Genomic DNA, 16,123 nt, shown 5'->3' with positions numbered 1-16,123 from the left:
CTTTTAGTCTCCCTCCCACACCCTACGCCCCCGACAACGGAAAAACAACACCTAAAAATCAACAACTTGAAAAACAAGTCATAGAGAATCAAGCGAAACAACGTAGATTCGATGAAAAAACTCAGCCCCCAAAAAAATACATTACTAGGCTAAATAACAATGACTCTAACAACCCACAATAGCAGGGCATTGACAAGTGTTTTCTAAAATAAACCAAGTAAAAAAGCTATTTTTTTATTATTATGAGTAGTAGGTCAAATAACACGGGTGTTTTGTAAGCAAATAAAGTAGTATATGCCACCCTCGTAAAAGGCTTTCCTTTCAACGATGCAAAATTTTCAGATTTACCTACTTACGCGGTTAATAACGCGAGAATTAATAGATGATTTCAACTAATGAAATGATTGATGTGACGTAGGTATAGGCTGAATTTAGTATATTTATCCACGAGATAAATATGGATTTAAACTGAACTCATGAGGCCACTATGTCAGAGTCAACAAACACAGAACAAAAAGAACTATCAATTACCTTTAAAGATTTAAAGCTACCAGAAGCATTGATTAATATTGTTACTGAATTAGGCTATGAAACACCTTCACCTATTCAAGCACAATGTATTCCACACCTTTTAAAAGGTGAAGACGTATTAGGCCTTGCGCAAACAGGTACCGGTAAAACGGCCGCATTTGCACTCCCTTTATTAGCGAATATAGATGTCAGTGCAAATTACCCTCAAGTATTAGTACTTGCACCTACACGAGAACTTGCAATCCAAGTATCAGAAGCATTTCAAACTTATGCTCGTCATTTACGCGGTTTTCATGTTATGCCTATTTATGGTGGTCAAAGTTACAACATTCAATTTAATCAATTAAAACGTGGTCCTCAGGTTGTTGTTGGTACACCCGGTCGTATCATGGATCACCTTAAACGCAAAACCTTAGATCTCTCTAAATTAACCACACTAGTGCTTGATGAAGCGGATGAAATGTTACGTATGGGCTTCATTGATGATGTCGAAACCATTATGAAAGAGATGCCTGAAAAACGTCAAACGGCACTTTTCTCAGCAACTATGCCCGACCAAATCAAACGTATTACTAAACGTTACATGAACAGCCCAACTGAAGTTAAGATTCAAGCAAAAACATCAACCGTTGAAAACATCGAACAAAAATGTTGGATTGTACGCGGCGTGAACAAACTAGATGCATTAACACGTATGTTGGAAACGGAAGATTTTGATGGTGTTATCATCTTCGCCCGTACCAAAACAGCAACAGTTGAATTAGCTGAACGTTTAGAAGCGCGCGGTTACCGCAGTGCAGCACTAAACGGCGACATGAACCAACAAGTACGAGAACGCACTATTGCTCGTTTAAAATCTGGCAGTTTAGATATACTTGTTGCTACAGATGTAGCTGCTCGAGGCCTTGATGTTGAACGTTTAAGCCTTGTTGTAAACTATGACATTCCAACGGATACTGAGTCTTATGTTCACCGTATCGGTCGTACAGGCCGTGCTGGACGTAAAGGTAAAGCGATACTATTTGCAGCACCTCGTGAACGTCGACTATTACAAGCAATTGAACGTGCTACTCGTCAAAAAATCACCATCATGGATTTACCAACACATGATGAAGTGACAAAAACGCGTATTGCCAACTTTGAAGCACAAGTTGCAGCAGTCTGTGAAAGCGAAGACCTCTCTTTCTACCGTACATTATTCGAGCAAATCGAAAATAACAGTGAGCTCGAAGAGTTAGATTTAGTTGCAGCCCTGCTTTATCTCGCACAAAAAGACAAACCACTTCAACCTGTTGAAGAAAAATTTGTAGAGCCTCGTCCTGACCATAATGACCGAGCACCTCGAGGTCATCGTGAACGCTCTGAGCGCCCAGGTCGTGACCGTGGCCCTAGAGGCCGCGATAGAAATGAAAGTGGCGATACGCCGCGTGGTCGAGGTCGTCCAACGGATGTTGAATTAGAGACTTACCGTATTGATGTTGGTCGTAGTCATGGCGTGCAAGTTAAAAATATTGTTGGTGCAATCGCTAATGAAGCCGATATTAATAGCCGTTTCATTGGTGATATTAAATTAAATAATGATTATTCAACGATTGAATTGCCGAAAGGAATGCCTAACGCAACCTTAAAGCATCTTGAAAATGTTTTTGTTTGCAAACGTCAATTAAAAATTAGAAAAGAATAAGTTAATTCATAACTTTTAATATTAAGGGTGCATTGAGCACCCTTTTTTATTGCTATTATTTTAATTTTACCGGACGCTGCCAACCACTGATATTTCTCTGTCTACCACGAGAAACTGCGAGCGCATCATCGGGAACATCATTAACAATGGTTGAACCAGCGGCTGTTGTAGCGCCATTACCAACAGTCACAGGCGCGATTAATTGGCAATCAGAACCAATAAACACATCATCGCCAATATGGGTGTGGAATTTATTTGCACCATCATAGTTACAAGTAATAGTGCCAGCCCCCACATTCACTCTTTCACCTAAGGTACTATCACCAATATAACTTAAGTGGCCACATTTAGTGCCATTACCGAGTGTCGATTTTTTTACCTCCACAAAGTTACCAATATGCACCTCTTTTTTAATAACGCTATCAGGGCGAATACGGGCAAAGGGACCAATAGTTGCAGATTCACCAACGTGGCTAGATTCAATGATGGAATTAGCATCAATCACGGCATTATCTTCAATGACAGCATCAATTAAGATACAGTTCGCACCAATCACCACGCCATTACCGAGTGTCACTTTGCCTTTTATAATCACATTGATATCAATTTCAACATCTTGGCCACAGGTTAACTCACCACGTAAATCAAAACGGTTTGGATCACGTAACATCACGCCGGATAATAATAGTTCATTGGCTTTTTGACGCTGATAAGCACGTTCGAGATTCGCTAACTGTAGACGGGTATTAACCCCTTCAACTTCAACGGCATTATCAGGATGCACCGCACAGATACTGCGCCCTTCACGGTGGGCCATGGCAATAATATCAGTAATATAATATTCACCAGCGGCATTATCGTTACTTAGTGCAGGTAGCCAACGGCCTAAATCACGGGCGTTAGCAACTAAAATCCCCGTATTGACCTCATTGATATTACGTTGTTCTATCGTTGCATCTTTTTGCTCAACAATACCGACAACCGCACCATTTACTCGTTCTATACGACCATATCCAGTAGGATCATCTAATTCAACCGTTAACAAACCAATACCATTCTCAGGTTGTGCGGCAATTAAACGTTGTAATGTCTGTGTTGATAGTAAAGGTACATCGCCATAAACCATCAATATCTTTTCATCATCTCTAAAGTGCGGTTGTGCAATCTGCATGGCGTGACCGGTACCTAGTTGCTCACTCTGTTTTATCCAATTTAATCGAGTATCGAGTATCGTCGCTTGCATCTGCTCACCACCATGACCATAAATGAGGTGAACATTGTCCGCACCGACTCCTTTAACGGTATCAATAACGTGTTGCACCATGGCCTTATCAGCTATTTTATGAAGAACTTTTGGAAGAGCAGAACACATACGTGTTCCTTTACCTGCGGCAAGAATGACAACACTTAAAGACATAATTTCGACCTTATAAATAAAATGATGAAAAGGATATTTTAACGGAGTTTATCAGCAAACAACACGTTGTTTTTATAAACATAACTAAACTAATTAATTTATTCTCTATTTTCACTATAAAAAATGTATTTCTTTTTGCATAATAATTAACTACAAATCCCCATACAGGCTATTTCAATGAAAAAAATAATATTAGAAGAGATGCGTGTACTAGCTAGCATCGATGTTGAAGAAGAGATCAACCGACGTATTGACTTTATAAAAAATAAACTCAAAGAGAGCTTTTGTAAAAGTTTAGTTTTAGGCATTAGCGGTGGCGTTGATTCAAGCACCGCCGGGCGTTTATGCCAACTAGCCGTTGACCAGCTTAATATCGAAGAAGCAACAACAGCGTATCAATTTATTGCCGTTCGTCTTCCCTATTCTGTACAACAGGATGAAGATGAAGCACAACTCGCCGTGCAATTTATCCACCCTTCAAAATGTGTTACGGTCAATATACAAACCGGTGTGGATGGCATCCATACAAGTACCACCAGCGCATTACAAAACAGCGGGATCCAATTACCTGAAAGTAATAAACTTGATTTTGTTAAAGGTAATGTCAAAGCACGCATGCGTATGATTAGCCAATATGAAATTGCAGGTTTAACTAATGGTTTAGTGGTTGGCACCGACCATAGTGCTGAAAATATTACCGGTTTTTATACCAAGCATGGTGATGGTGCCTGTGACTTAGCCCCTTTATTTGGTCTCAATAAACGTCAAGTGCGGGCTCTTGCTAAACATCTTGGAGCCCCTGCAGTGTTAGTGGAAAAGGCACCAACGGCAGATTTAGAAGAACAGCAGCCACAACTGCAAGACGAAATTGCCTTAGGCATGACTTACAATCAAATTGATGATTTTCTTGAAGGCAAGCAGGTTGCACCGGAAGTAGAAGAAAAATTAATCGCCATTTACCTACGCACTCAACACAAACGCATCCCGACTCCGACTATTTACGATTAACCACTAATCCTAGCTAAATATTGTGAAAAATAGGCTTATTTACATAATAAACCTATTTTTTTACATATTTATTCATCTAGATCAGTCAAAAAACTAGCCATAACAAAGCTGATAATGATAAATTTGCTATTCGGTTATAGATTAACCGAATACTCATTGTGATTTTTAAATTTAAGGAATGTTGACTCATGAAAAAAGTTGGTTTAGTTGGTTGGCGCGGTATGGTTGGCTCTGTACTTATGCAAAGAATGCGTGATGAAAATGATTTTGCAACCATTGAACCTACGTTTTTTACCACCTCACAAGTCGGTTTAGCGGCCCCAGAAATTGGCAAAGCCACAGAAACGTTAAAAGATGCTTTCGCAATCGATGAACTTGCAAAAATGGATGTTATCCTAACCTGTCAAGGTGGCGATTACACCAATGAAGTATACGCAAAACTACGCGCAACTGGCTGGAATGGCTACTGGATTGACGCAGCATCATCCCTGCGCATGAAAGATGACAGCATTATCGTATTAGATCCAGTCAATAAAGACGTCATTCAAAAAGGGCTAGCAAGTGGTGTTAAAACTTATGTTGGTGGTAATTGCACCGTTTCCCTAATGCTATTAGCACTGGGCGGCTTATTCGAAGCCGATTTAATTGAATGGGTTTCACCACAAACCTATCAAGCGGCTTCTGGTGCGGGTGCGCGTAATATGCGTGAGCTGATTAGCCAAATGGGCGCTATCGAAGGTGCAGTCGCTGACAAACTAGCAGATCCAGCTTCTGCCATTTTAGAGATAGACCAACAAGTTGCTGAATTTATTCGTAGTGATGCATTACCTACGGCATGTTTCGGTGCACCTTTAGCGGGTAGTTTGATCCCATGGATTGATGTGCCAATGCCTTCAGGACAGAGCAAGGAAGAGTGGAAAGCACAGGTTGAAGCAAACAAAATTCTTGGCAGCAGCGATAAACAGATTCCCGTTGACGGATTATGCGTACGCATTGGTGCAATGCGCTGTCATAGCCAAGCAATCACAATTAAACTGAAAAAAGATATTTCAGTAGCTGAAATTGAATCAATTTTAGCCTCCCATAATGAGTGGGTTAAAGTGATTCCAAATGAGCGTGAAATAACGGTTAAAGAATTATCTCCTGCAAAAGTGACGGGTACACTAAGTATTCCTGTAGGACGCATTCGCAAACTTAGCATGGGTCCTGAATATATCAGCGCATTCACCGTTGGTGATCAGCTATTATGGGGAGCGGCAGAGCCTCTTCGCCGTATGCTAAATATTTTACAAGAGTCTTAATGAACGCAGTGCAATAGCCATCAATGTCAATTGGATAAAAACGAGATACCTGTATCTCGTTTCATCAACTGAAGGTAATCTTGCAGGCAAATAAAGAGTGGATAGATTAGCATTAAACAGGTTAATTATATTGCGACTATTCGCCTTTTTTACTACGAGATAATAACGCCATGGCAGCTTCTTTTACCGCTTTACCTTGGTAAAGCACATAATAAATTTGCTCACAAATTGGCATTTCAATACCAACACGTTTCGCTAAATTAAATACTTCTTCGGTATTTCGATAACCTTCAACGACTTGACCAATCTCAATTTGCGCTTGATCAATCCCTTTCCCTTGCCCTAAAGCGAGTCCAAAACGACGATTACGCGATTGATTATCTGTGCAGGTTAGCACTAAATCGCCCAACCCAGCCATTCCCATGAAGGATGACTCTTTCGCTCCAAGTGCCGCACCTAGACGAGTTAATTCAACCAACCCGCGCGTGATCAGTGCTGTACGTGCGTTAGCACCAAAACCCAAGCCATCAGCCAGCCCAGCACCTATCGCAATAACGTTTTTCACCGCACCACCTAATTGTACGGCTGTAAAATCATCGGAGAGATAGGTTCGAAAGTTACTCTTGTTATGAAATAAATCAGCAATATCTTGTGTGAACTGCGGTTCGCTTCCCGCTACAGCAACGGCTGTTGGTAATCCCTTCGCCACCTCCATAGCAAAGGTTGGCCCAGAAATAACCGCCAAAGGATAATTTTTTCCGAGAATATCAACGGCAACCTCTTGCAATAGCCGTCCGGTTTCCGCTTCTAACCCTTTAGTTGCCCATGCGATGCGATGATCGGCACGTAAAAATGGCTTTAACTGCTTTAGCACCAGCGCAAAAACATGACTGGGTACAACCAACAAAATATTACGCGTTGAAGCCAAGCAAGTCGCTAAATCGACTTCAGGTTTAAGTAATTCAGGAAAAGCAATATCAGGTAAAAATTCTTTATTTTCACGATCCCGTTGCAAACGTTCAATATGGTCTGCTTCATGCCCCCAAATTAATACGGAGTGCCCATTTCGTGCCAAGGATACAGCAAGGGCAGAACCGTAAGATCCTGCCCCTAAGACTGTAATGGCTGCTTTATCTGCCATTTAAATACCTACTTAATTGTATAGACTAAGAGTCTAATTGTACCGCTTCAGCTTCTTTTTGCGCTTCAGCTTGCTTACTTGCAATCGCTTGCTGGAAAAGTGCATCAAAGTTAACTGGCGCTAAGTTTAACTGCGGGAAAGTACCACGAGATACTAAGTTAGAGACAGCTTCACGCGCATATGGGAATAGAATATTTGGACAGAAAGCATTTAAACAATGTGCTAACTGCATTCCTTCTAAAGCACCAACAGAGAAAATACCTGCTTGTTGAACTTCACACAAAAATGCAACGTCTTCACCGACTTTAGCCGTTGTCGTTAATATTAAAACAACTTCATAGACATTTTCTTCTAATTTTATCGCTTTTGTATCAATATCCATTGAAACTTCTGGCGCCCACTCTTTTTTGAAAACCAGTGGAGAATTTGGACATTCAAAAGAGATATCTTTTACATATACACGTTGGATGTTAAATTCAATCTGTTGTGGAGCTTGTTGTTCTGACATTCTGTTCCCTTATTTTAAGTTATGTAATATTTTATCTGCTAACTGCTTCCATTGTTTAAAGAAGTATCATTAAACAACAAAATATAGCCATCTTATTTTGTTATGATTTTTGCAGTAACTCATCAAGCTTACCACTACGTTCTAATGCATATAATTCATCACAACCACCCGTTGACTGACCATTAATCAACAACTGCGGCACGGTTCGACCACCCGTTAATGCAACCATCTTCGCACGCGCATCAGATTCAGATACATTAATCTCAGTGTACTCAATTTGCTTATCATCCAATAACTTTTTAGCTTTGATACAATAAGGACACCAAGCGGTTGTATAAATAATTACCGTTGCCATATTTATCTCTTCGTTGTCGTTGGTAAATTAGCAGCAGCCCAGCCACTCATACCGGTTGTCAAATTATATACCTGCGTAAAACCGGCTTTTGCCAATTTATTAGCGGCACTACTTGAACGCGCACCACTTTCACAGACTAATATAATGGGGGTCTCTTTCTTATTTTCAATCTCTGTGAAATTTCCTTGCTCAATTTGTGACAGAGTTATATTTTTTGCATCGACAATATGCCCTTTTTTATACTCATCGACTGCACGAACATCAACAACAATGGCATCTTGTTTATTTATGAGCAAAATAGCATCCTGTGACGATAACGGCTTAAACCCAGATATCTTAGCTTTTACAACACTATGTACCAACATGCCAGCAATCACAATCCAGGTAATTGATAGCATCGGATTATTAGAAAGAAACTGTATAAATTCTTGCATAATTTTTATTCATCTCTGTAGGGTAAAGGAAAATTTTGTACTGAGTATACCTTGTGATACAGATAATAAAAGACAAACACTTTTATCACCCCTTATAAAACAGCGAAATTGACTGTTTTTTATACTCAATTCAGCTATCCATGGGCTTTTTCAGTGACAATACCGATGAATGTTGTAAAATCAGCTCATCAATTTATATTAACTTAATAACCATAGAGGTTCCTATGACTACTGCTAAAAAACCACTCGTACTATTGATTCTTGATGGGTGGGGTTACCGCGATCCACTGACAGCGGACAATGCTGTTGCAAATGCAAATACACCCGTATTAGATAAACTATGTCAAGATTATGCAAATGCGCATATTTCAGCATCGGGTATGGACGTAGGCTTACCAACGGGGCAAATGGGTAACTCAGAAGTTGGCCATACCAATATCGGGGCAGGACGTACGGTTTACCAAAATTTAACTAAAGTAACTAAATCTATTTTAGATGGTGACTTTTTTGAAAATCCAGTATTTGTAGAAGCCGTTGATAAAGCGGTAGCAGCTGGCAAAGCTGTACATATTATGGGTCTTGCTTCTCCTGGTGGTGTTCACAGCCATGACGACCATATTGAAGCGGCCATTGAATTAGCAGCACGACGTGGTGCTAAAGAAATTCTTGTACACGCCTTTTTAGATGGCCGTGATACGCCACCAAGAAGCGCGGAACATACATTAGCAAGATTTGAAGCTAAATATGCTAAATTAGGAGCGGGTCGCACTGCAACCTTAGTTGGTCGTTACTTTGCAATGGACAGAGACAATCGTTGGGAACGCGTTACTGAAGCCTACGATCTATTAACACAAGCAAAAGCACAATATAGCGCTAACACAGCTATTGAAGGTTTAGAAGCGGCCTATGGTCGTGATGAAAATGACGAATTTGTGAAAGCAACCGTGATTGGGGAAAAAGCACCGATCCAAGATGGTGATGCAGTACTATTTTTAAATTTCCGTGCCGATCGTGCTCGTGAATTGACTTATGCCTTCACTGCGAAAGAGTTCACAGGCTTTACCCGTGAAGTAACGCCAAACATCAATTTTGTTACATTAACTGAATTTGCAGCAGATATTACAGCACCCGCTGCATACCCAAGTGAAGATCTAGTGAATACACTCGGTGAATGGTTATCTAAACATGACAAAACGCAACTACGTATTTCTGAAACAGAAAAATATGCACACGTCACTTTCTTCTTTAACGGTGGTGTTGAAGATGAATTTGTAGGCGAAGATCGTACGCTAATAAAATCACCAGCAGTTGCCACTTATGATTTACAACCAGAAATGAGCTCAGCAGAACTTACAGAAAAATTAGTTGCAGCAATTAAGAGTGAAAAATATGATGTGATTATCTGTAACTATCCAAATGGTGATATGGTTGGACACACGGGCGTTTATGAAGCAGCAGTTAAAGCTTGTGAAGCAGTTGATAGCTGCATTGGTCAAGTTGTTGATGCATTAAAAGAAGTCGGTGGTGAATGTCTAATCACTGCTGACCATGGTAATGCAGAAGAGATGGTTGATCCAATCACAGGACAACCACATACAGCTCATACTAACTTGCCAGTTCCTTTCATCTACGTGGGTCGCGATGCAGAAATCAACAGTAAAGATGGACGCTTGTGTGATATTGCACCAACAATGTTACAATTAATGAACATTGATATCCCTGCTGAAATGACAGGTACCCCTCTTATTACATTAAAATAAGATTCAACACTCAGTATTTAGTTATTTTACTCAACATATACCAATAAAATGGGTAAAATTTCTAAATACTATTATTCTCTTCAAAAGTGTAGGAAATTGATGAAAAGCATGGATGTTTGCAAAAAAATAGACATTAAGACACTGATAATAAATATATTTTTATTGCTATCTCTTTTTACCCTTCCATTACAGAATAGCCTTGCTGCTAACGATCTTTCAACACTGCAAAAGCAGATCAAAAAGAGTAAATTAAGTACAGCAGAGCAAACTAAAAAAAGACTAGAGCTAGAAGAACTTGTTGCACAGTCTGAACAAGAAACGGCTATCGCCACCCTACAAGCCGAGCAAACTAACGAAGCATTACTCGCGGAAGGCAAGCGTTTAAAAGAGCTCAAAGTACAGACTGAACAACTACAAAAAGATACAATACAACAGCAAAAGTTACTGCAACAGCAATTGATCAGTGCCTACATGGCAGGACAAAATGACTTAATAAAACTGTTACTTAACCAAGATGACTTAAGTAAAATAATTCGTGCGAAAAGCTATTATTTTTACTTAAGTAAAGCACGTTCAGATAGCTTAGAGACATTGCAAACTACATTGCAGCAACTCGATAGTAATAAAACAGAACAAGCAGCATCATTAGCCGCACTGGAAAAAATGCATGCACAACAAAAAGCAACGCAAGAAAAATTGCTCAGTCAACGTCAGCAACGCGAAACAGCACTGCAAGAATCAAACAGGATCTCAATTATCAAGAAGCGATTCTTGCGCAATTGACGGATACAGAACAGTCACTCAAAACAAGATTAAAAAAAGAGAGTGAAGCCCGTCAAGAGAAAGAGTTAGCAGCCGCAAAGACACGTGCTCAACAAAATGTAACAGTAAAAAATGAAGAGCAAAGTCATTCCAGCATTACCCAACAAGAGGGCAAATTAAATTGGCCAATTAAAGGGAAAGTCCTCTCTAGCTTTGGTAGTCAGCGTAGTAGCCAAGTAAAATGGAAAGGCATTTCCATCGCCGCTAATGAAGGTGAAAAAGTAAGAGCAGTGGCAACTGGACGAGTTCTCTTTGCAGGTTATTTTAAAGGTTATGGCATGGTAATCGCTCTCGATCATGGAGATAATTACATTACCCTATATGGTTACAACCAAACATTATTACAAAGAACAGGCGATGTAGTTTTTGAAGGAGATGCAATTGCATTGGCTGGACACAGTGGGGGCCAAGATAAAAATAGCCTCTATTTTGAAATTAGTCATAAAGGAAAAGCGCAAGATCCAATGCAATGGCTTAAAAAAGCCAATTGGTAAGCAGATAAAGTGCGTCTCATAGGCATCTTTGTCTGCCTTATCTATCTTGTGCAAAGTGAAGTATCCTTTGCACAAGATAAGCATCAATTAACCATTATTATCGATGACCTAGGTAATAATAAAAATGACCTTCAAGTACTCACATTACCTATTGAAGTTTCATTTTCAATCCTTCCATATACCACATACGCCCAACAAATTGCCCGACGGGGGCAGCAACAAGGACGTACTATTCTCGCTCATATTCCAATGCAGGCCAGAAAAGACAATCATAAATTGGGTAAAGGCGCATTAATGAATGACATGTCCGAATCTGACTTTAAAAACCAGCTGAAGCGATCTCTAGATTACTTACCTGAAGCGCAAGGTATTAATAATCACATGGGCAGCAGATTAACAGAGCTTAAACGGCCAATGATCTGGACGATGGAAGTGCTGCAATCACGTGCACTGTTTTTTTTAGATAGTCGCACGAGCGTCAATACCATTGCGCAACAGACAGCTGAAACCTTCGCAGTCCCAGCGCTAAGACGCCACGTATTTTTAGATAACATTAAAACAGAACAAGCCATGGAAGAACAATTCCAACGTGCGCTTAACCTTAGTAAACAAACAATCAACGTCATCATCATTGCCCACCCCTATCCTGAAACACTCAGCTTCCTAAACAAAAAATTATTACAAAATAAAGAGACTAATTTTACGCTTGTTGCAATTAATCAGTTAATTCCTGAAACACAAGGTTTAGCACTTTTACAAAAACAACAACAATTTGCTACAATTAACTAGTTTATATCTATCAACTCTCAAAAAAGAAGCTCATCATGCGTTTATCTGTCTTTTCTCCACAAATAACAGATCAATTAATTATTGATTTAAAAAAGATATTTACCAGCACTACCTTTTGCCAGAACAACTAACAAGCGAATCACTACAAGCATGGCTTAATGATAGCAATAACAAAATATTTGTAGCTATGTTTAATGAGCGTCACCTCGCTGCATTGCAAGTGGTCATCAAAGAAAAGCAAGCACAAATGAGTTTATTAACCGTGCGAGATATAACACGTCGTCGTGGAATCGCGAGTAATTTAATAAAGGAAGTTGAAAAACAGCTTTGCAGCGAAGGTGTTACCAACCTAGAGATGGATTTATCTGTGATTAAAAAGGATGAAAAAGCAGGTTTAGTGGACTTTATGCAAGCTTGTGATTATAAAATCACTGATAATAAATGTGTAAAAAATTTATAAGGTCAATAGGAAGTGCGTACCGCTAAGTACGCACTTTTATAGGGAAGAGCTACTGACCCGCCTTAGGAAAACCATCCATCATTATACTTAATACCGCTTGCATACGGTTTGTTTGTGGATCTTTTCTATCGCTATCCATATCGACAAAGCCCTGCATCGCCGAACGCCAGTATACAGGCGTTAAATTCGGGCCTAGAACAGCCAGTAAAAAAGTTCCTTTTTCATAACGATGATCTTTAAGATCACTATCGTTAAGCCCTGGAGACAAACCAAACTGTTGAATGATACGGTTATCCCCTGCATCCTGCTCAAGCGCAAATAAAAAGCCAATCACCACATCTGCTCGCGACGCGTCTGGTTCATATCGATAGCCTTTAGTGCCTAAATAACGAATTATTTCAGCACGAATATGATCTTTCACATCGGCGGCATTACTATCATTAATAGCAGATAAAACTCGGTTATACTCTTCATTCCAAGTGAACGTAGTAAAAGCAGGCAATACATCTGCAGGACGCCCACTACTGACAACGGTCATTCTCTGTGATTTTTCTTTTTCAACAAGCGCGTCACTCGCCCCATCTGGTGAAGTTGAACAGGCCGATAACAGAAACAGAGAACTTAACAGGCAAACAGTAAACTTAATTTTATTCATAACTTCCCCTCTATGATCATAACAATTTCATTAACTTAGATGGCCTATTGAAGCCCCTATTTAATAGATAAAATCGCCATAACAAACACAGTAACGATTTGTTTTAATTAAATTAATCAACAAAATCAGCATACATTGTTAACAAATTTCAATCAACAGCAAATGATTAAATTTAGAATTACTATTGGGCAATAAACGAAGCCGCTTTTTGCATCACCTCGATACCGGCACCTTGCACATGTCCATTCTCACTTAAATGACGACGCCATGCCCTAGCCCCTGCAACACCTTGAAATAACCCTAACATATGGCGAGCAATATGATTGAGGTTAGCCCCATTACTGAGTTGTTGCTCAATATAGGGATACATCTTTTCTAGTACTTCAAAGCGTGTTAACACTTTTTCCTGTGAAGCGAATAAACGTTGATCAACGGTACTTAATAGATAGGGATTAGCATACACTTCTCGCCCTAACATCACACCATCTAAATACTTAAGATGCGTTTCACATTCATCGAGTGTTTTAATACCACCATTAATCGCAATCGTTAATTCAGGAAAATCCTTTTTAAGTTGATAAACACGCTCATAATCGAGCGGTGGAACATCACGATTTTGCTTTGGGCTTAATCCACTTAACCAAGCTTTACGCGCATGTACAATGAAGGTGTCACAGCCCTTTTCCTGTACTTTAGCAATAAAGTCACATAAAAATTGATAGCTGTCTAGCTCATCAATACCAATACGTGTTTTAACCGACACAGGTAAGCCCGTTGCTTCTTTCATCGCATTAACCGCATCACCAACCAAATCTGGTTCAGCCATTAAACAGGCACCAAAACGACCGTTTTGCACACGATCCGATGGACAACCTACATTTAAATTAATTTCATCATAACCCTGTTCTTTACCCGCCAACGCAGCTTGCGCCAAATCAACAGAAGCAGAGCCACCTAACTGTAAACAGACGGGATGCTCACTATCACCTTTCTGTAAGTAATTCCCCTTGCCGTACAAAATAGCCCCCGTGGTAACCATTTCAGTATAAAGCAAAGTATTTTTACTTAATACTCGATGGAAATGACGACAATGTCTATCAGTCCAATCAAGCATCGGTGCGATAGAGAAGCGATTAGAGGGGAAAACACCTGCCAGAGCTGATATATCATGATGTTTTGGTGCATTATTAAGTTGCATGTTCTATACTCATTTTGGTACGTTTTGGCGTATTTTTCACCTAACGGTGTCCCACAAGTGTCTCTACATTTATCAAGGAGACACCAGAAAAGGAGTTTGATATGGCTACAATACAAAAGCGCACAGGTAAATCTGGTAACGTGACATATCAGGCAAAAATAAGACGAAAATTAAAAGGGAAGATTATACACCAAGAGAGCAAAACATTTAATAAAAAGAAAAATGCTGAACTGTGGATCCGTAACAGAGAAGCAGCGTTAGATAATCCGAATGAACTCGATAGAATTAAGCACATTGGAATTACGGTTGGGCAAGTTTTAAAAGTATATCAAGAAGAATTCGACACAATTAAGCAAGCGGGAAGAAGTAAAAACTCAGAATTAAAACGTCTCCAAAATACTAACATTTCCGAATTAGACGCAATACAGCTAACCAGCGCAGATATTATTACACATTTAATGAATCGATTAGAAATTGATAGAGTAAAACCTCAAACTGCAAATAATGACGCGGTTTACTTGAGAGTTGCTTTTAAGTCCGTAAAAGCAAAGAAAAATTGGCCTTTAGCGATTGAGGCCATTGAGAATGCAATCATAATTGCAAAAAATGAAAAATTAATAGCACGTTCAGACACTAGAGAGAGGCGACCCACATCAAATGAACTTGTTAAATTAGATAACTATTTCAAAATTAAAGATCTTAATTCCAGTATTCCGATGCGTGAGATTATGTGGTTTGCCATACACTCTTCAAGAAGACAGGAAGAAATAACACGCATAGAATGGAATGATAATGATGATCAGGCACAAACAGGTTTAGTAAGAAATCTTAAGCACCCTCGTACAAAACGGGGAAATCATAAACGTTTCAAATATACCAATGCAGCATGGGAAGTGATGCAACAACAAGATAAAAAAAATAAATTTATTTTCCCTTTCAACCCTGCAACGATAAGTTCAAAATTCACAGATGCCTGTAAAATACTTGAAATAAGTGATTTACACTTCCACGATTTAAGGCATGAAGCAACAAGTAGATGCTTTGAAGCAGGTCACTCAATACAAGAGGTTCAGTTAATTACTCTACATGACTCATGGGTAGTACTGAAACGATACACACATCTCAGACCTGAAGAAATAACAGCGAAGTTATGAATAAGCCGAGACACTTACCATCACATTCAGTGTCTCGAGTTTTACTTATATTTATTAATAATTAACTGCAATAAACTCACTTTCAGCTTCAGCTCGCATTTTATCTAGATGTTGCGCTAAATCAGAAATATTCACCAGCATTGGTGATTTTTGACTTTTTGCACCGCGGAAAATGGGGAGCGGTAACTGGTGATTTCTAGCTCGTCTTTGGGCTTGAGCTTCGTTTAGTCCAAAGTATTTTTCACACACCGATGCTAGAGGTACAGTGCCAGTGCCAAACTCAGCCATTAATGCAAAATAAGTACTATTCATATTATTATCCTTAGCCTCTTCTTTGTAGGCTATATTAATTACTCTTAATGTTAATATCTAACATCACAAAGCAAAAATCATTACAGACAAAACATAACTT

Annotated in this window: 17 protein-coding genes; 9 read left to right on the top strand and 8 right to left on the bottom strand. The window is 39.4% G+C overall.

The window, feature by feature from the left end; all coding sequences use genetic code 11:
* Positions 1–487 precede the first annotated feature (487 nt).
* Positions 488–2,215 (top strand): DEAD/DEAH box helicase, encoded by a 1,728-nt coding sequence (locus AB2N10_RS00435; protein ID WP_354624604.1) that lies wholly within the window; start codon positions 488–490, stop codon positions 2,213–2,215.
* Positions 2,216–2,270: 55 nt separating this feature from the next.
* Here AB2N10_RS00435 and glmU read toward each other — a convergent pair whose 3' ends face one another.
* Positions 2,271–3,632 (bottom strand): bifunctional UDP-N-acetylglucosamine diphosphorylase/glucosamine-1-phosphate N-acetyltransferase GlmU, encoded by a 1,362-nt coding sequence (glmU, locus tag AB2N10_RS00430; RefSeq protein WP_354624603.1) that lies wholly within the window; start codon positions 3,630–3,632, stop codon positions 2,271–2,273.
* A gap of 177 nt (positions 3,633–3,809) precedes the next feature.
* On the opposite strand from glmU, the gene nadE reads away from it, so the two are divergent.
* Complete coding sequence (nadE, locus tag AB2N10_RS00425) at positions 3,810–4,640, top strand: ammonia-dependent NAD(+) synthetase (protein WP_354624602.1); 831 nt, start codon at positions 3,810–3,812, stop codon at positions 4,638–4,640.
* 188 nt (positions 4,641–4,828) lie between these two features.
* Positions 4,829–5,941: an aspartate-semialdehyde dehydrogenase gene (gene asd, locus AB2N10_RS00420; RefSeq protein ID WP_354624601.1), complete on the top strand. Its 1,113-nt coding sequence runs from the start codon at positions 4,829–4,831 to the stop codon at positions 5,939–5,941.
* Between the two features lie 136 nt (positions 5,942–6,077).
* Here asd and gpsA read toward each other — a convergent pair whose 3' ends face one another.
* From gpsA to AB2N10_RS00400, 4 genes are all read right to left on the bottom strand, one after another.
* Positions 6,078–7,082 (bottom strand): NAD(P)H-dependent glycerol-3-phosphate dehydrogenase, encoded by a 1,005-nt coding sequence (gene gpsA / locus AB2N10_RS00415; protein ID WP_354624600.1) that lies wholly within the window; start codon positions 7,080–7,082, stop codon positions 6,078–6,080.
* 25 nt (positions 7,083–7,107) lie between these two features.
* Positions 7,108–7,590, bottom strand: coding sequence for a protein-export chaperone SecB (gene secB, locus AB2N10_RS00410; protein ID WP_354624599.1), 483 nt, complete (start codon positions 7,588–7,590; stop codon positions 7,108–7,110).
* A gap of 100 nt (positions 7,591–7,690) precedes the next feature.
* Complete coding sequence (grxC, locus tag AB2N10_RS00405; RefSeq protein WP_354624598.1) at positions 7,691–7,945, bottom strand: glutaredoxin 3; 255 nt, start codon at positions 7,943–7,945, stop codon at positions 7,691–7,693.
* Between the two features lie 2 nt (positions 7,946–7,947).
* Positions 7,948–8,379, bottom strand: a complete 432-nt coding sequence (locus tag AB2N10_RS00400; RefSeq protein ID WP_369434159.1) for a rhodanese-like domain-containing protein — start codon at positions 8,377–8,379, stop codon at positions 7,948–7,950.
* A gap of 224 nt (positions 8,380–8,603) precedes the next feature.
* On the opposite strand from AB2N10_RS00400, the gene gpmM reads away from it, so the two are divergent.
* The 5 genes from gpmM to panM all read left to right on the top strand — a co-directional run bounded on the left by gpmM (position 8,604) and on the right by panM (position 12,704).
* Positions 8,604–10,139 carry a 2,3-bisphosphoglycerate-independent phosphoglycerate mutase gene (gene gpmM, locus AB2N10_RS00395; protein ID WP_354624596.1) on the top strand — a complete coding sequence of 512 codons (1,536 nt, stop codon included), beginning with the start codon at positions 8,604–8,606 and terminating at the stop codon, positions 10,137–10,139.
* 99 nt (positions 10,140–10,238) lie between these two features.
* Complete coding sequence (locus AB2N10_RS00390) at positions 10,239–10,922, top strand: murein hydrolase activator EnvC (RefSeq protein WP_369434158.1); 684 nt, start codon at positions 10,239–10,241, stop codon at positions 10,920–10,922.
* The gene (locus tag AB2N10_RS00385; RefSeq protein ID WP_369434157.1) at positions 10,919–11,455 is read left to right on the top strand and encodes a murein hydrolase activator EnvC; all 537 of its coding nucleotides are present in this window, start codon (positions 10,919–10,921) and stop codon (positions 11,453–11,455) included. The genes AB2N10_RS00390 and AB2N10_RS00385 overlap by 4 nt, the downstream gene beginning before the upstream one ends.
* 9 nt (positions 11,456–11,464) lie before the next feature.
* The gene (locus tag AB2N10_RS00380; protein ID WP_354624594.1) at positions 11,465–12,244 is read left to right on the top strand and encodes a divergent polysaccharide deacetylase family protein; all 780 of its coding nucleotides are present in this window, start codon (positions 11,465–11,467) and stop codon (positions 12,242–12,244) included.
* Between the two features lie 115 nt (positions 12,245–12,359).
* A complete protein-coding gene (gene panM / locus AB2N10_RS00375) occupies positions 12,360–12,704 on the top strand; it encodes an aspartate 1-decarboxylase autocleavage activator PanM (RefSeq protein WP_369434156.1) in 345 nt (114 codons plus the stop codon).
* A gap of 49 nt (positions 12,705–12,753) precedes the next feature.
* On the opposite strand, the gene AB2N10_RS00370 is transcribed toward panM, so the two are convergent.
* Entirely contained in the window at positions 12,754–13,359 is a 606-nt protein-coding gene (locus AB2N10_RS00370) for a DUF4136 domain-containing protein (protein ID WP_354624592.1), read from the bottom strand.
* Positions 13,360–13,540: 181 nt separating this feature from the next.
* Positions 13,541–14,557, bottom strand: coding sequence for a tRNA dihydrouridine(20/20a) synthase DusA (gene dusA, locus AB2N10_RS00365; protein ID WP_354624591.1), 1,017 nt, complete (start codon positions 14,555–14,557; stop codon positions 13,541–13,543).
* A gap of 101 nt (positions 14,558–14,658) precedes the next feature.
* On the opposite strand from dusA, the gene AB2N10_RS00360 reads away from it, so the two are divergent.
* Positions 14,659–15,711, top strand: a complete 1,053-nt coding sequence (locus tag AB2N10_RS00360; RefSeq protein ID WP_369434155.1) for a tyrosine-type recombinase/integrase — start codon at positions 14,659–14,661, stop codon at positions 15,709–15,711.
* A 54-nt stretch (positions 15,712–15,765) separates the two neighbouring features.
* Here the strand turns inward: AB2N10_RS00360 and AB2N10_RS00355 are convergent, their stop codons facing one another.
* Positions 15,766–16,023, bottom strand: coding sequence for a pyocin activator PrtN family protein (locus AB2N10_RS00355; protein ID WP_354624589.1), 258 nt, complete (start codon positions 16,021–16,023; stop codon positions 15,766–15,768).
* Between the last annotated feature and the right edge of the window lie 100 nt (positions 16,024–16,123).

Source organism: Psychromonas sp. MME1 (assembly GCF_041080865.1).
GTDB lineage: Bacteria > Pseudomonadota > Gammaproteobacteria > Enterobacterales > Psychromonadaceae > Psychromonas.
Note: the sequence above shows the minus strand (reverse complement) of the source record. Positions and strands in the feature narration are given on the sequence as shown.

Excerpts from the sequence above, each read along its gene's own strand:
- gpsA (WP_354624600.1), bottom strand. The coding sequence starts at position 7,082 with ATGGCAGATAAAGCAGCCATTACAGTCTTAGGGGCAGGATCTTACGGT.
- nadE (WP_354624602.1), top strand. The coding sequence starts at position 3,810 with ATGAAAAAAATAATATTAGAAGAGATGCGTGTACTAGCTAGCATCGAT.
- AB2N10_RS00355 (WP_354624589.1), bottom strand. The coding sequence starts at position 16,023 with ATGAATAGTACTTATTTTGCATTAATGGCTGAGTTTGGCACTGGCACT.
- AB2N10_RS00390 (WP_369434158.1), top strand. The coding sequence starts at position 10,239 with ATGAAAAGCATGGATGTTTGCAAAAAAATAGACATTAAGACACTGATA.
- gpmM (WP_354624596.1), top strand. The coding sequence starts at position 8,604 with ATGACTACTGCTAAAAAACCACTCGTACTATTGATTCTTGATGGGTGG.
- AB2N10_RS00400 (WP_369434159.1), bottom strand. The coding sequence starts at position 8,379 with ATGCAAGAATTTATACAGTTTCTTTCTAATAATCCGATGCTATCAATT.
- grxC (WP_354624598.1), bottom strand. The coding sequence starts at position 7,945 with ATGGCAACGGTAATTATTTATACAACCGCTTGGTGTCCTTATTGTATC.
- asd (WP_354624601.1), top strand. The coding sequence starts at position 4,829 with ATGAAAAAAGTTGGTTTAGTTGGTTGGCGCGGTATGGTTGGCTCTGTA.
- secB (WP_354624599.1), bottom strand. The coding sequence starts at position 7,590 with ATGTCAGAACAACAAGCTCCACAACAGATTGAATTTAACATCCAACGT.
- AB2N10_RS00370 (WP_354624592.1), bottom strand. The coding sequence starts at position 13,359 with ATGAATAAAATTAAGTTTACTGTTTGCCTGTTAAGTTCTCTGTTTCTG.
- AB2N10_RS00435 (WP_354624604.1), top strand. The coding sequence starts at position 488 with ATGTCAGAGTCAACAAACACAGAACAAAAAGAACTATCAATTACCTTT.
- AB2N10_RS00360 (WP_369434155.1), top strand. The coding sequence starts at position 14,659 with ATGGCTACAATACAAAAGCGCACAGGTAAATCTGGTAACGTGACATAT.
- dusA (WP_354624591.1), bottom strand. The coding sequence starts at position 14,557 with ATGCAACTTAATAATGCACCAAAACATCATGATATATCAGCTCTGGCA.
- glmU (WP_354624603.1), bottom strand. The coding sequence starts at position 3,632 with ATGTCTTTAAGTGTTGTCATTCTTGCCGCAGGTAAAGGAACACGTATG.